The 15859-nt window shown below is 65.9% G+C and carries 9 protein-coding genes and 1 pseudogene; 5 read left to right on the top strand and 5 right to left on the bottom strand.

Translation table 11 applies throughout. The annotated features are described in order from the left end of the window. Nucleotides 1-28 precede the first annotated feature (28 nt). Nucleotides 29-622, bottom strand: a pseudogene (locus MC45_RS14070) (AAA family ATPase); the annotation flags it as partial. Nucleotides 623-1174: 552 nt separating this feature from the next. Between MC45_RS14070 and MC45_RS14065 the strand changes: the two are divergent. Continuing rightward, entirely contained in the window at nt 1175-4456 is a 3282-nt protein-coding gene (locus MC45_RS14065; RefSeq protein ID WP_081974446.1) for a TonB-dependent receptor, read from the top strand. Between the two features lie 49 nt (nt 4457-4505). On the opposite strand, the gene clpB is transcribed toward MC45_RS14065, so the two are convergent. Next, nucleotides 4506-7085, bottom strand: coding sequence for an ATP-dependent chaperone ClpB (gene clpB / locus MC45_RS14060; RefSeq protein ID WP_038664403.1), 2580 nt, complete (start codon nt 7083-7085; stop codon nt 4506-4508). Nucleotides 7086-7281: 196 nt separating this feature from the next. Between clpB and MC45_RS14055 the strand changes: the two genes are divergently transcribed. The 4 genes from MC45_RS14055 (at nt 7282) to MC45_RS19940 (ending at nt 13193) form a co-directional block, all read left to right on the top strand. Next, nucleotides 7282-10131, top strand: a complete 2850-nt coding sequence (locus MC45_RS14055) for a M16 family metallopeptidase (RefSeq protein ID WP_038664399.1) — start codon at nt 7282-7284, stop codon at nt 10129-10131. A 10-nt stretch (nt 10132-10141) separates the two neighbouring features. After that, on the top strand, nt 10142-10441 hold the full coding sequence (locus MC45_RS14050; RefSeq protein WP_038664396.1) for a hypothetical protein: 300 nt from the start codon (nt 10142-10144) through the stop codon (nt 10439-10441). Nucleotides 10442-10519: 78 nt separating this feature from the next. Further along, on the top strand, nt 10520-12418 hold the full coding sequence (locus tag MC45_RS14045) for a CocE/NonD family hydrolase (protein ID WP_038664393.1): 1899 nt from the start codon (nt 10520-10522) through the stop codon (nt 12416-12418). Between the two features lie 10 nt (nt 12419-12428). Further along, the gene (locus tag MC45_RS19940) at nt 12429-13193 is read left to right on the top strand and encodes an energy transducer TonB (protein ID WP_038664390.1); all 765 of its coding nucleotides are present in this window, start codon (nt 12429-12431) and stop codon (nt 13191-13193) included. Between the two features lie 6 nt (nt 13194-13199). Here MC45_RS19940 and MC45_RS14035 read toward each other — a convergent pair whose 3' ends face one another. The 3 genes from MC45_RS14035 to gpmA form a co-directional block, all read right to left on the bottom strand. Further along, entirely contained in the window at nt 13200-14255 is a 1056-nt protein-coding gene (locus tag MC45_RS14035) for a 5-(carboxyamino)imidazole ribonucleotide synthase (protein WP_038664388.1), read from the bottom strand. Continuing rightward, on the bottom strand, nt 14255-14731 hold the full coding sequence (gene purE, locus MC45_RS14030) for a 5-(carboxyamino)imidazole ribonucleotide mutase (protein WP_038664385.1): 477 nt from the start codon (nt 14729-14731) through the stop codon (nt 14255-14257). The genes MC45_RS14035 and purE overlap by 1 nt, the downstream gene beginning before the upstream one ends. Nucleotides 14732-15169: 438 nt before the next feature. Continuing rightward, entirely contained in the window at nt 15170-15856 is a 687-nt protein-coding gene (gpmA, locus tag MC45_RS14025) for a 2,3-diphosphoglycerate-dependent phosphoglycerate mutase (protein ID WP_038664381.1), read from the bottom strand. Nucleotides 15857-15859 lie beyond the last annotated feature (3 nt).

Genomic DNA, 15859 nt, shown 5'->3' with positions numbered 1-15859 from the left:
TTTTTTGTGTCCGGTCCGGAAGGTCGGGCTATGCCTGTCCCACCGTCAGCACCAGTTTGCCGTCGCCCTCGTCGACGTGCACCGTGGCGCCGTCCTTCACCTCGCCGCGCAGGATCATGTCGGCGAGCGGGTCCTGCAGATAGCGCTGCACCGCGCGTTTCAGCGGCCGGGCGCCGTAGACGGGATCGTAGCCCACCCGGCCCAGCCAGTTGCGCGCGGCGTCGGTCAGGTCGAGCGTCACCTTGCGGTCGGCGAGCAATTTGCCGACGCGCGCCACCTGGATGTCGACGATCGGCGCCATATGGCTCTGACCCAGCCGGTGGAACAGGATGATCTCGTCGAGCCGGTTGAGGAATTCGGGCCGGAAATGGGCGCGGACGACCTCCATCACCTGCGGCTCGACCGTCTCGACCGCCTGCCCCTCCTCGACCGCGGCGAGATATTGCGAGCCGAGGTTGGACGTCAGGATGATCAGCGTGTTGCTGAAATCCACCGTCCGCCCCTGGCCATCGGTCAGCCGGCCGTCGTCGAGCACCTGCAGCAGCACGTTGAACACGTCGCCGTGCGCCTTCTCGACCTCGTCGAACAGCACGACTTGATAGGGCCGGCGCCGCACGGCCTGCGCTTGGTCAATGACGCACCGGTGATCACCTCTTCCATGCTGGGCGATTTGTCGCATTTGTCCTGCAGCACCGCTCCATAGATTGCCGGTCCAGCACCCGACGCCGCCGCCGATGTCGTTCTTGGTGCCTCCTCGCGGAGCGTCGCATTCTCGGTCTCTCGAGCGGAGGGATAGCCAAGGTCAGTACTCTGCATCCACATATCGCGGGCACACTGAGTCCCCTCACGTAATACAGAAAGTGCGTAATTTTTACGGCTGACAACCATTGCGATCAAGGAATGACAAACTTAGCTATTTATCATCAATGATTTAGCATGGACCAACAGTGGTAATCAGGGTTAAGTACCATCACGATTGCAATCGTGACATAAAAGGCACGATATTATACGATTATCTAAATAAGAGAGGTGGTCGGCTTTACAGTCTGCGGCAGGAATAGTTTCATGGTCATGTCGTCCGTACGGCACTGGCCAAGTACGGGAGGGCACAGGGTAGGCTGACCGAGACATCGCTCCAGCATGGGGTGATTCCGGTCGAGCGAAGGGGAAACGCATGATCACGAATACGACAATTGCGCGCCACGCATTACGCGCCGGCGCTGCGATGCAGGCGCTGACATTGATGGGGGCGGGCGCTGCCATGATGACGGTTGCCGTGCCCGCGGTGGCGCAGGACTATACCCAAGTCAACGCAACTGGGCGGGTCCTAGGAACTGATGGAAAGGCCATCGCCGGCGCAAACGTGACGGTTACGTCGGTGGCCCAGGGCTTTACGCGCAGTGCCGTGACTGGTCAGGATGGGAGCTACGTGATCTCGGCTTTGCCGCAAGGTACGTACAGCTTCACCGTTTCTGCTGAGGGCTACCAGAGCTTTACCGACCCGACCGTTCGGCTAATCCAGGGGCGCGCGGCGAATCAATTCAATCTGCAACTGACTGACGCCAGCACGGGCGAGGACATCGTGGTGACCGCAGGGCGGGTGCAGGTCGTCGATTTCAGCAGCAACACCGTCGGCCAGACCGTCGATGTCGCGGATGTCGCGATCCGGGTCCCTGTCGCCCGCGATCTCACGTCGGTCGTCCTGCTGGCACCCGGAACGACGGGCGGCGACAATCGATTCGGCTCCGTGCGCGACAACGGGCTCCCGTCTGTCAACGGCGGGTCGGTCTCCGAAAATATCTATTACGTCAACGGGCTGAACATCACGCAATTCCGCAATGGGCTTGGCGCGGTCGCGATTCCATTTGAATTCTACCAAACCGTCCAGATCAAGACCGGTGGGGTCCCCGCGGAATTTGGGCGGTTTACCGGTGGCATGATCAACACCACCACCAAGTCTGGGTCCAACGAATGGCACGGCGGCATCACCTTTAACTGGCAGCCAAACAGCCTCATCTCCAAGACGAAGAATACCTATGCTGCGGATAATGATTCTGCATATTCAAAAAATAGCGAATTCATTGCCCAATTATCCGGCCCGATCATAAAGGATCATTTGTTCTTCTATGGTATCTACAATGCGCGCGATGGCCGCTGGGGACAGGGTTACACAGGCACTGTATCCGCCGCACAGACAGGCGCATCGGGATGTGCAAGCAACGCGAACGTCTGCGCCGACTACGCGGATCTGCGCTCGAGCGGGCAGCAACTGGTCGGCACTTCGTACAGCCGGAATTCCAATGCCAGCCCGTTCTGGGGCGGCAAGGTAGACGCCGTCATCATTGACGGGCAGCGGCTGGAGGCTACGTACTGGAACACCAGTGGCAAGCAAATCGAGGACGTGTTCGGAACCAGTCAGTATACGCTGGCGAGTGGCCTTCGCTATAATCTGAACACGAATTCGCCGGGCGGTTATGTCGCGACCAATATATATCGTTCAGGCGGCGAGAATTATGTCTTCCGATATACCGGCAGCTTCACCAACTGGCTGACACTGTCGGCGGCTTATGGCGTCAACAAGAACACTGATACTACCGAGTCGAGTGTCGCTGACCTTCCCTACGTGCTCGATCAGCGTAACGGCGCGAATAGCAGCATCGGCAATACGCTGTCCAATGCGTCGCTTAATTTCGACAAGCGCACGTTCTATCGTGCCGACGCCGACCTTCGTTTCGATTTGGTCGGGTCCCACCATATCCGTGGCGGCTATGATCGTGAGGATTTGGACGAGAATTCAACGACGATCGCCAATGGCGGCGCGCAATACACGCTGCTTACGGCCTCTGGGAGCGCTGCGACGATCGATCCGACCGTGGGTCTTGCCGGTGGAACGTCCTATATCTCCGCGCGCACGTTTAAGACCGGCGGTCAGTTCGCGACCCGCAACACGGCGTTCTATGCGCAGGATGAGTGGCGGCTGTTCGACAACCGCATCAACTTGAATCTCGGCATACGCAACGATCGGTTCGAAAATCGCAATGCGGCAGGGCAGACGTTTTTCGTCGCAAAGAACCAGTGGGCGCCTCGGCTTGGTGCAAGCGTCGATCCCCTCGGTGACGGACGGACCAAGTTCTTTGGATCATTCAGCCGCTATTATCTGCCGGTGGCGGTGAACACCAACGTCCGGCTCGCCGGCGGCGAACTCGACTACAATGCCTTTTATCGCTTCGGCGGGTTGACGGCCACCAACGTGCCGATCTTGGGCGCGCCGATCACTACGGGAGCCGGCTTCACCGCCTGTCCAAACAATGCACCGGCTGGGACTGCCTGCACGATCAGCAATGACGGGACGGTTCCGAATACCGATTCGGTGGTTGCGGCGAATCTAAAGCCGCAGTCGGCCGACGAGATCGTCTTCGGCATCGAACGGCGACTGGGCAACCACATCCGGCTGGGCTTCAACTTCACCCAGACCAAATTGAATAACTCGCTTGAGGATGCGTCGCTCGATCAGGCTATCGTGCCTTATTGCATCGCGCAGGGCAAAGCTGCCGCAGATTGCCGTGCCATCTGGAACGGTGTGCATCAGTTCGCGCTGATCAATCCCGGGCGTGATGTCATCGTCGCGTTGAGCGATCCGCTTCCCGGCGAAACGTCGCGCCAAACCGTAACCCTGCCCTCTGTGGCCCTGCAATATCCGCGTGCCCAACGCACCTTTCGAGGGGTGGTTTTCACGCTTGATCGTGAAACCGACGGCAAATGGGAACTGCACGCCAACTACTCCTATTCGAAGCTGTATGGGAATATCGAAGGCGGTGTTCGTTCGGACAACGGTCAGACTGACGCCGGCTTGACGACGGCATTCGATCTGCCCGCCTTGGTCGATGGCACGTATGGATATCTGCCTAATGATCGCCGTCACAACTTCAAGATCTGGGGATCTTACAAATTTACCGACTGGCTGACGCTTGGCGTGAACGCCAACGTCACCTCGCCACGGAAGTTCGGCTGCTATGGCCGGGCTCCGGCCAGCCGCGATTTCGACGCTACGGCCCCGGGTGGGGTCACCGGCCTGTATTATCGAACGAGCGGCGCCTATTGTAACGTGGCTAGCGGTGCGGTTGTCCGTGACCCGACCGGCTTTACGGTGATCAACGATCGATTTGACCGGGCGGGAGGAGTGCGGTCGAGCACATTAGGCATCGTGCCTCGCGGCTCGCAATTGACGGCGGATTGGCTGGCGCAGATCAACCTTGATGCGACCGTCGCGCTGCCGACCGACGCGTTCAACGGGTTTGTTCGCTTGTCGGTATTCAACGTCTTCAACTCTCTGCCCGCGCTCCGGCTTTCGGAGACTGGGACCACGTCGGCAGGTGCGCCATTGCCGACCTATTCGCTGCCAACGCAGTACAACGCGGGTCGCGCGGCGCGCATTCAGTTCGGCGTCAACTTCTGATCCGATCAGAGGTGTGAATGGAAGGGCTGGCATCGCCGGCCCTTTCTATTCAAGCCACCGTCAGCACCAATTTGCCGTCGCCCTCGTCGACGTGCACCGTGGCGCCGTCCTTCACCTCGCCGCGCAGGATCAGGTCGGCGAGCGGATCCTGCAGATAGCGCTGTACCGCGCGTTTCAGCGGCCGGGCGCCGTAGACCGGATCGTAGCCCACCCGGCCCAGCCAGTTGCGGGCAGCATCGGTCAGGTCGAGCGTCACCTTGCGGTCGGCGAGCAATTTGCCGACGCGCGCCACCTGGATGTCGACGATCGGCGCCATGTGGCTCTGGCCCAGCCGGTGGAACAGGATGATCTCGTCGAGCCGGTTGAGGAATTCGGGCCGGAAATGGGCGCGGACGACCTCCATCACCTGCGGCTCGACCGTCTCGACCGCCTGCCCCTCCTCGACCGCGGCGAGATATTGCGAGCCGAGGTTGGACGTCAGGATGATCAGCGTGTTGCTGAAATCCACCGTCCGCCCCTGGCCGTCGGTCAGCCGGCCGTCGTCGAGCACCTGCAGCAGCACGTTGAACACGTCGCCATGCGCCTTCTCGACCTCGTCGAACAACACGACCTGATAGGGCCGGCGTCGCACTGCCTCGGTCAGCACGCCACCTTCTTCGTAACCGACATAGCCCGGCGGTGCGCCGATCAGCCGCGCGACTGCATGCTTCTCCATGAATTCGCTCATGTCGATGCGGACCATCGCGGACGGGTCGTCGAACAGGAATTCGGCGAGCGCCTTGGTCAGCTCGGTCTTGCCGACGCCGGTCGGGCCGAGGAACAGGAACGAGCCCAACGGCCGGTTCGGATCCTGCAGCCCCGCGCGCGCGCGCCGCACCGCGGTGGAAACGGCGCGCACCGCCTGCGCCTGGCCGATGACGCGCTGGCCGATCACCTCCTCCATGCGCAGCAATTTGTCGCGCTCGCCCTGCAGCATCCGCTCCATCGGGATGCCGGTCCAGCGGCTGACGACGCCGGCGATGTCGTCCGCGGTCACCTCCTCGCGCAGCATCGCGCCCTGCGTCGCGCCCTGCGCCTCGGCGAGCTGCTTCTCCAGCGTCGGGATGCGGCCGTAGGCGAGCTCGCCCGCCTTGGTCAGGTCGCCGGCCCGCTGCGCCTGTTCCAGTTCGAGCCGGGTGGCGTCGAGCTGCTCCTTGAGCTTCGCCTCGCGGCCGATCTTGTCCTTCTCGGCCTGCCAGCGCTGCGTCAGCGCGGCGGATTGCTCCTCGAGATTGACCAGCTCCTCCTCCAGCGCGGCGAACCGGTCGCGGGAGGCCTCGTCGGTCTCGCGGCGCAGCCCCTCGCGCTCGATCTTGAGACGCAGGATGCGGCGGTCGAGCGTCTCGATCTCCTCGGGTTTGCTCTCCACCTCCATGCGGATGCGGGACGCGGCCTCGTCCATCAGGTCGATCGCCTTGTCGGGCAGGAAACGGTCGGTGATGTAGCGGTTCGACAGGGTCGCCGCGGCGACCAGCGCGCCGTCGGTGATCCGCACGCCGTGATGCAGCTCGTATTTCTCCTTTAGGCCGCGCAGGATGCTGATCGTGTCCTCGACCGTCGGCTCGCCGACGAACACCGGCTGGAAGCGGCGCTGCAACGCCGGATCCTTCTCGACATATTTGCGATATTCGTCGAGCGTGGTCGCGCCGACGCAATGCAGCTCGCCGCGCGCGAGCGCGGGTTTCAGCAGATTGCCCGCATCCATCGCGCCCTCGGATTTGCCGGCGCCGATCAGCTGGTGCATCTCGTCGATGAACAGGACGATCTGCCCCTCGGCCTGCTTCACCTCGTCGATGACGCCCTTCAGCCGCTCCTCGAATTCACCGCGGTATTTGGCGCCGGCGATCAGCGCGCCCATGTCGAGCGCCATCAGAGTCTTGTCCTTGAGGCCGTCGGGCACGTCGCCGTTGGCGATGCGCAGCGCCAGCCCCTCGACGATCGCGGTCTTGCCGACGCCGGGTTCGCCGATCAGCACCGGATTGTTCTTGGTGCGGCGGGCGAGCACCTGGATCGTGCGGCGGATCTCCTCGTCGCGGCCGATCACCGGGTCGAGCTTGCCGTCGCGCGCCGCCTGGGTGAGATCGCGGGCGAACTTCTTGAGCGCGTCGTAGCGATCCTCGGCGCTGGCGGTGTCGGCGGTGCGACCGCCGCGCAGCGCGTTGATCGCGCCGTTGAGCGCCTCGGCGGTCACGCCGGCGCTCGCCAGCGCGCGACCCGCGGCGGTGGTGGTCGCCAGCGCGAGTGCGAGCAGCAGCCGCTCGACCGTGACGAAGCTGTCGCCCGCCTTTTGGGCGACCTGCTCGGCCTGATCGAGGACGCGGACGGTATCGTTGTCGAGTCCCGGCGTCTGCTGTGCGCCCGATCCCGAGACGGCGGGAATTTTGGCGAGTGCGGCGTCGGTCTCGGCGACCGCGCGCTTCGCATCGCCGCCAGCCGCCTGGATCAGCCCGGCGGCCATGCCCTGCTCGTCCTCGAGCAGCGCCTTCAACAGATGGTCCGGCGCGATCCGCTGATGGTTCATGCGGATCGCAACGGTCTGCGCCGATTGGAGGAATCCCTTGGCGCGGTCGGTAAATCGTTCGAGGTTCATAAAATCCCCTTGCTTGTATGGCCCGGATGTAGTGTTGCCATTGTGCAACACAAGGGTATCCGATCGAGACTGGGATGATGGCGTCGCCGTCGCGACGCATTTTCAAAAAAGCCGCCGCGGTCGCTTGCCAGTGTTCGCCCCCCGGTTATGCTCGACCAGTTCATAGGTTCAGGACGAAGCGGGGGACTCTATTCTCATGACGAAGCTATTCGCACTTGCCGGCGTCGCATCGATCGCGCTGGTGGCGCCGCTGCACGCGCAGACCACGCCCGCTCCCGCCCCGGTGAAGGCCGCGCCGGTCGCCGCGCTCGTCAAGGCGGTCGACATTCCCTATCAGCAATTCACGTTGAAGAACGGCCTGCGCGTTGTCGTCCATACCGATCGCAAGGCGCCGGTCGTCGCGGTCAGCGTCTGGTACGACGTCGGCTCGAAGCACGAGCCACAGGGCTCGACGGGCTTTGCGCATCTGTTCGAGCATCTGATGTTCAACGGGTCGGAGAATGCACCGGGGGACTTCTTCGCACCGCTGAAGCAGGTTGGGGCGACCGACTTCAACGGCACCACTTATTTCGACCGGACCAATTATTTCGAGACGGTGCCGACCGCGGCGCTGGAGCGCGCGCTGTTCCTCGAATCCGACCGGATGGGCTATCTGCTCGGCGCGATCACGCAGGGCGTGCTCGACGAGCAGCGCGGCGTCGTTCAGAACGAGAAGCGGCAGGGCGACAACCGCCCCTATGGCCTGATGGGCTATGCGGTCACCGAGGGGCTGTTCCCGGCGACGCACCCGTACGGTCATGACACGATCGGATCGATGGCCGATCTCGACGCCGCCAGCCTCGACACCGTCAAGAACTGGTTCCGCGGCCATTACGGCCCGAACAATGCGGTGCTGGTGCTCGCCGGCGACGTCGACGTCGCCAGCGCGCGACCGCTGGTCGAGAAATATTTCGGTGCGATCAAGGCCGGCCCCAAGAGCGTGCTGCCCGCCGCGCCGGTCATCACCTTGCCCGCCGCCAAGACGGTGACGCTGAAGGATCGTGTCGCCGCGACGATGATCAGCCGCAACTGGACGGTGCCGGGGCTCAACGACAAGGACGCCGCACCGCTCGAGGTCGCGGCCGGCGTGCTCGGCGGCATGGCCTCGTCGCGCCTGACCAACGAGCTGATCCGCAAGGAGAAGCTGTTCACGCAAATCTCCGCGGACAACAGTGCCTTCGCGCAGGTCGGTACGTTCGCGATCGAGGGGCTGGTGCGTCCGGGCGTCGATCCGGCGCTTGCGGCGCAGCGGCTCGATGCGGTCGTCGCCGACTTCCTGCGCACCGGCCCGACGCAGGACGAGGTGTCGCGCTTCGTCACCACCCGCGTCGCCGGCCGCGTCCGCGGGCTCGAGGCCGTCGGCGGCTTCGGCGGCAAGGCGGTCGCGCTCGCCGAGGGCGCGCTCTATTCGAACGATCCCGGCTTCTACAAGAAGCAGCTCGCCGACCTCGCCGCGCAGACCCCGGCAAGCGTCAAGGCGGCGGCGGACAAATGGCTCGGCCGTCCGGTGCTCGCCGTGAATGTGGTTCCCGGCGCGCGCGACGCTTATGCGGAGGCGAAAGTGCCGCCCAAGGTCGATGTCGTCGCCGCACCGGAACAGCCGGCGAAAGGGACGCGTGGCGCGATCCCCGCGGTCGGTGCGGTCACCGGCCTTTCCTTCCCCAAGGTCGAGCGCAGCCGCCTGTCGAACGGCATCGAGCTGGTCTATGCGCAGCGCAGTGCGGTGCCGGTGACGCAGGCGGTGCTGAGCTTCGATGCCGGCTATGCCGCCGATGTACCGGGCAAGCTCGGCACGCAGCTCGTCGCGCTCAACATGCTCGACGAAGGCACCGAACATTACGACGTCAACGCGCTCGCCGAAGCACGCGAGCGGCTCGGCATGCAATTGTCGTCGGGGGCGGGCAACGATCGCAGCACGCTGTCGATGGGCGTGCCGAGCGCCAACCTCGGCCCGGCGCTCGACCTGTTCGCCGAGGTCGCGCGGCGGCCGGCCTATGGCGACACCGACGTCGCCCGCTTCAAGGCGCAGCAGGTCGCGCAAATCCAGCAGGAGCTGACCAACCCCGGAGCGCTCGCGCAGCGCATGTCGACGCGCATCCTCGCGGCGGGTACGCCCTATGCGAAGGCGCAGGGCAGCGGCGATCCGGTCGCGGTGGCGGCACTGACGCCGGCCGACCTGCGCAGTTACCAGCAGGCGTGGCTGCGGCCCGAGAAGGCGAAGCTGTTCGTCGTCTCCGACCGGCCGCTCGCCGAGGTGCAGGCGGCGCTGGAGGCGCGGTTCGGCGACTGGAAGGGGACGGGCACGGCCGGCACCAAGACGTTCGCCGGAACGCCGTCGCCGCTCAAGCCGGGCATTGTCCTCGTCGATCGCCCCGACAGCCCGCAGTCGATCATCGTCGGCGGTCAGCGCACCGGCCTGAAGGGCACCGACGACCTGCTCGTCCTTAACACGGTCAACGATGCGCTCGGCGGCAGTTTCCTCAGCCGGCTCAACATGGACCTGCGCGAGGAGAAGCATTGGTCCTATGGTGCCGGCGGCCGCTTCCAGCCGTCGGAATTCGCCGCACCCTATCTGTTGCAGGCGGGGGTGCAGGCGGACAAGACCGGCCCGGCGCTCGCCTCGGCGCGCGACGACGTCGCGCAGTTCGTCACCACCAAACCGATGACGGAAACAGAGTTCGACCTCGCGATCAAGGGCGCGACGCTGCAATTGCCCGGCCAGTTCGAAACCTCGCAGGCGGTGCTGGGGGCGATGCAGGCGAACGACCTGTTCAAGCGGCCCGACGATTATTACGCGACGGTCGCCACCCGCTATCGCGCGATGACGCTGCCGCAGTTGCGCAGCGCGGTGGCGCAGACGATCGATCCGGCCAGGCTGACCTGGATCGTCGTCGGCGATGCTTCCAAGGTAAAGCCGCAGCTTGACAGCCTCGGCCTGCCGGTCGAGGTCGTCCCGGCAAGCGCAGTCGCCGGCGCCCCGGCCGGTGCTGTGACCGCAGCGAAATGAGGAGAGCGTGATGGCCGAGGTTGATGGCAGCTGGGATTGCATCGTGAAGTCGCCGCTTGGCGATCAGAATTTGACGCTCGTCGTGCAGAGCGAGGGCGATGCCTTCACCGGCAGCGCCTCGGGTGCGATGGGCTCGGGCGACGTCGCCGGCACGGTGTCGGGCAATACGATCAGCTGGAAGCTCCAGATGACCGTACCGATGCCGATGACGCTCGATTGCGAGGCGACCGCCGAGGGCGATACGCTGACCGGTACGGTCGGTGCCGGCGCCTTCGGCAGCTTCCCGCTGTCGGGCAAGCGTAGCGCTTGATTCGCCGGCAATAATCGGGACACATTGCGGCCCGCCTCCCTCCGGAGGCGGGCCGTTTCGTTTTGGGGTTGCCGCCGCATGATCCGATCGCTTCTCGCCGCCTGCGCTCTGGGCGCGCTCGCCACCGCCGCCGCCGCCGGCGCGCAGAGTTACGACGAGCGCCCCGCCAAACTGGCGCCGCGCGACACCCATTACGAATACGTCCGCAAGGCGGTCGAGATACCGATGCGCGACGGGGTCAAGCTCCACACCGTGATCGTCATCCGCAAGGGGACCAAGGACGCCGGTATCCTGCTGACCCGCACGCCCTATGACGCGGACGACCAGACCAAGGCGGACAGCGGTACCTTCGCCGGCATCCTGTCGCATGGCGACGGGCCGTGGGACCTCATCGCGGCGGACGGCTATATCCGCGTCATCCAGGACGTGCGCGGCATGCACGGCAGCCAGGGCATCACGCTGATGAACCCGACGCCCGCCGGATCGCCCAACAATCCAACGAAGACCGACGATTCGACCGACACCTACGACACGATCGCCTGGCTGGTGAAGAACGTGCCGGAGAGCAACGGCCGCGTCGGGATCAGCGGCATCAGCTACGACGGCTTCCTGCCGCTGATGGCGCTGATCAACCCGCATCCGGCGCTCAAGGTGTCGGTGCCGATGAACCCGATGGTCGACGGCTGGCGCGGCGACGACTGGTTCCACAACGGCGCCTTCCGCCAGATCGGCCTGCCCTATATGCTCGGCCAGCAGGGGACGCGCGACGCCAGCACGCCGTGGATCACCGACACCGCCGACGATTACGATTACTGGCTGCGCAACGTCTCGGCGGGTGCGGTGGCGAAGGCGCAGGGCGTCGATCAGGCGTCGGGCTTCTACCGCAAGGTCGCCGCGCATCCCGCCTATGACGGCTATTGGTCGAGCGCGGCGATGGACAAGATCCTGGCCGCGCAGCCCTTGAAGGTGCCGACGATGCTCGTCGCGGGGCTGTGGGATCAGGAGGACATCTACGGCGCGCCCGCGGTCTATCGCGCGCTCGAGCCCAAGGACACCAAGAACGACATGGTCTTCCTGACGCTCGGCCCGTGGTATCACGGGCAGGAGGCCGGCGACGGCAGCGCGCTCGGCGCGATCAAATGGGATCAGGACACCGCCAAATGGTGGCGCTGGCACGTGCTGCGGCCGTTCCTCGCGCATTATCTCAAGAGCGGCCAGCCGGCGATGGACGTCGCCCCGGTCACCGCCTTCCAGTCGGGCGCCAACGAATGGCAGCGGTTGCAGGCGTGGACGTCGTCGACGCCGACGCCGCTCTATCTCAAGCCCGGCGGCGCCTTGGGCTTCGCCGCGGCGGGCGGCGCGGCGCAAACCGCGGATTACGTTTCCGACCCGGCGCATCCGGTGTCCTATCGCGTCCGCCCGACGCGGCCGATCTATGCCGAGGGATCGACGTGGAAGAATTGGCTGGTCGACGACCAGCGGGCCGTTTCGGGGCGGCCCGACGTCGTCACCTTCACCAGCGACGTGCTCACCGCGCCGGTGACGATCGCGGGCACGCCGGAGGTGCATCTCACCGCCTCGACCAGCGGCACCGACAGCGACTGGGTGGTCAAGCTGGTCGACGTCTATCCCGAGGTGATGCCCAAGCAGGCGGAGATGGGCGGCTATCAGCTCGCGGTGGCGATGGACATCTTCCGCGGCCGCTACCGCGAGGATCTGGCGGTCGCCAAGCCGCTCGTCGCCAATGCGCCGCTGAAATACCAGTTCGCGCTGCCCGAGACCAACCACGTCTTCCTGCCCGGCCACCGTATCATGGTGCAGGTCCAGTCGAGCTGGTTCCCGCTCTACGACCGCAATCCGCAGACCTTCGTGCCGAACATCTTCTTCGCGCAGCCGAAGGATTATGTGACGGCGACGCAGAAGATCACCGTCGCCGGGCCGGATGCGAGCTATATCGCGTTGCCCGTCGTGAAATGACGGTGCCGCGGTGAGACACCGCCATGCCCCCGATCGTCCGGCGCTCGCGCTGGCGCTCGGCGTGCATGGCGCGTTGCTGCTGCTGCTCCTGCTGGCGCGGCCGCCGTTGCCGGCACCGCCGCCATCGCCACCGGCACTGACGCTGTTCGACGTGGCGCCACCGCCGCCGCCGCCACCGCCCGAACTGCCGCCGCCGCCGAAACGGCCACCTCCGCCCGTACCGGCACCGTCAGGCGGCGCGCCGCCGACGGCCTCGCGACCGCCGCCGCCGCCACCGATCGACACGACGCCGCAACCGCTCGCGCCACCGCCGCCGCCGAGCGCGGTGATACCGTCACCGTTCGGTGCGGATCAGGACGTGGCACAGCTCGTCGGGCCGCCGTCGGTCGGGGCGGGCCTGGGGACGGGAACCGGTCGCGGTGCAGGCAATGGCGCGGGCGATGGTGGCGGCGGCAAGGTCCGTTATGCGCGGGCGAGCTGGATCTACCGGCCAACGGACGCAGAACTGCGGCGCTTCTGGCCGCCCGATGCGGTGCGCGACCGCGTTTCGGGGCATGCCCTGCTCGCCTGTCGGGTGCCGCGCTCGGGCCGGCCCGAACGGTGCTGGGTGGTATCGGATACGCCCACCGGCATCGGCTTCGGCGCCGCCGCGGTGCAGATGGCGCCGCTGTTCCGGATCAGGCCGGTGCTGCGCAACGGCAAGGTGCTGCCGGTGCCGGTGATCGTGCCGGTCGCCTTCGACATCGCGAAGCCGCCATCGGCGAAGACGCGCTGATCCGTTTCAGCGCTGGACGCGGGTGACGTGGCCCATCTTGCGGCCGGGCCGCGCTGCGCCCTTGCCATAGAGGTGGAGATGCGCGCCGGGCTCGGTCAGCGCCGGCTGCCACGCATCGTCGCCGATCAGGTTTTCGAGCGCCACTGCGCTGCCCGTCAGCGCGGTGCTGCCGAGCGGCAGGCCGCAGATCGCGCGGATATGATTCTCGAACTGCGAGGTCTCGGCGCCCTCGATCGTCCAATGGCCCGAGTTGTGGACGCGCGGCGCCATTTCATTGAACACCGGGCCGTCGGCGGTGGCGAAGAATTCGCAGGCGAGCACGCCGACATAATCGAGCTCGGCAGCGATGCGGCAGGCGAGCGCGGTCGCTTCCTCGGCCTGGTCGAGGATCGGCTGCGGCGCCGGCACGCGCGACGTGCGCAGGATCGCATCGACATGGACGTTCTGCGGCGGGTCGTAGCGGACGGTGGCGCCGTCCTGACCGCGCGCGATCAGGATCGAGAATTCATGGCTGAAATCGACGAACGCCTCGAGCACCGCGGGGCCGCCGATCGCCTCCCACGCCGCATCGGCGTCGGCGGGGCCGTGGAGGCGCATCTGGCCCTTGCCGTCATAGCCGAAGCGCGCGGTCTTGAGCACCGCGGGCGTGCCGACATGGTCGAGCGCCGCGATCAGCGTCTCGCGGCTGTCGACCGCGGCCCAGCGCGCCGGGCGGCCGCCGACGCGCTCGACGAAGCGCTTCTCGGCGATCCGCTCCTGCGCGGCGGCGAGGGCGCGGGGATGCGGATGGACCGGCACGCGTTCGGCGAGCCATTCGACCGGGCCGAGCGCGATATTCTCGAACTCGTAGGTGACGACGTCGCAGGCGGCGGCGAAGTCGGCGAGGACGATGCGATTGTGGTAATCGGCGCGGGTCAGGCTCGCCGCGGTCTGCGCCGCGACGCTGTCCGCCTCGGGGGCGAGCACGTGCGTGCGATAGCCGAGCTGCGCTGCGGCGACGGCGAGCATCCGGCCCAATTGCCCGCCGCCGAGGATGCCGATCGTGCTGCCGGGAGTGAGCATCAGGCGGGCTCGTCGGCGACCGCGTCGGTCTGCCGCTGGCGCCAGGCTTGCAGGCGTTCGGCGAGCGCGACATCGTGCGTCGCGAGGATCGCCGCGGCGAGCAGCCCGGCGTTGGTCGCGCCGGCCTTGCCGATCGCCAGCGTGCCGACCGGGATGCCGGCGGGCATCTGGACGATCGAGAGCAGGCTGTCCTGCCCCGACAGCGCCTTGCTCTGGACCGGCACGCCGAGCACCGGCAGGTGCGTCATCGCCGCGGCCATGCCGGGCAGGTGCGCGGCGCCGCCGGCGCCGGCGATGACGACCTTGAGGCCGCGGTCCGCCGCGGTCTTGGCGTAATCGTAGAGCCGGTCGGGAGTGCGATGCGCGGAGACGACCTTCGTCTCGTGCGCGACGCCCAGTTCGGCGAGCACGTCCGCCGCGTGCCGCATCGTGTCCCAATCGGACGTCGAACCCATGATGATGCCGACCAATGTCATAGACGGCGGTTAGCGGCAGAGCGGAGGGAGGGCAACGGCTTGCACCGGCAGGCGCGCACCCGTGTTGGACGACATGGACAAGATGGACACCTTAACGGAAACGATCCGGGTCTATCGTTTCCGTTTTGGTGGTGATCGGGGGTCACGATGAGACAGAGCGCGGCGGGTTTAGCGCGTGGGACCGGTGTAGGACAGGGGCGAAAATCTGGTGCCACCTTCGTCATCCCTGCGGAGCCGAAACCTCTCTAGAGTTCGCTCGGTCACTTGGGCTTTCCAGTGTTCCTGCGAAAGCAGGAACCCAGGGTCAAGCAAAGCAACAGCTTATCGAGTTCGAGACTCCTGGGCTCCTGCGTTCGCAGGAGCACTGGTGGACGTTCGCAAGGACCCTGTTCCCGCGAAACGACGAAGGAAGAGGGGAGGGCGTGGCGCCCTCCACACTTACCGTTCGCTGAGATAATAACGGTCGGTGGCGTTCAGTGCGTCGTCGAGTTCGTAGACGATCGGCTGCGCGGTCGGAATTTCTAGACCGGTGATCTCGTCGTCGGGGATGTTCGACAGATGCTTGACCAAAGCGCGCAGCGAATTGCCGTGCGCCGAGATCAGCACGCGCTGGCCGTCGCGCAGTGCCGGCACGATCCGCTCCTCGTAATAAGGCAGGACGCGTGCGATCGTGTCCTTGAGGCTCTCGGTTGCCGGGATGGCGATGCCGGCATAGCGGCGATCGGCCGACAGGTCATAGTCGCTGCCGGCCTCCATCGGCGGCGGCGGCACGTCGAAGCTGCGGCGCCAGATCTTGACCTGCGCCTCGCCGTGCTTGGCCGACGTCTCCGCCTTGTCGAGCCCGGTGAGGCCGCCGTAATGGCGCTCGTTGAGACGCCAGTCCTTCTCGGTCGGCAGCCACAGCCGGCCCATCGCCTCGAGCGCGAGGTTGAGCGTCTTGATCGCGCGCGTCTGCAGCGAGGTGAAGGTCATGTCGAAGTCGAGGCCCTTGGCGGCCATCATCTCGCCCGCGGCGCGCGCCTCGGCGGCGCCCTTTTCGGTGACGTCGACGTCCCACCAGCCGGTGAAGCGGTTTTCGAGGTTCCAGCTGGACTGGCCGTGGCGGATCAGGACGAGGCGCGGCATCGG

Source organism: Sphingomonas taxi (genome assembly GCF_000764535.1).
Classification (GTDB): Bacteria; Pseudomonadota; Alphaproteobacteria; order Sphingomonadales; family Sphingomonadaceae; genus Sphingomonas; species Sphingomonas taxi.
This window is presented reverse-complemented; position numbering and strand designations above follow the sequence as displayed.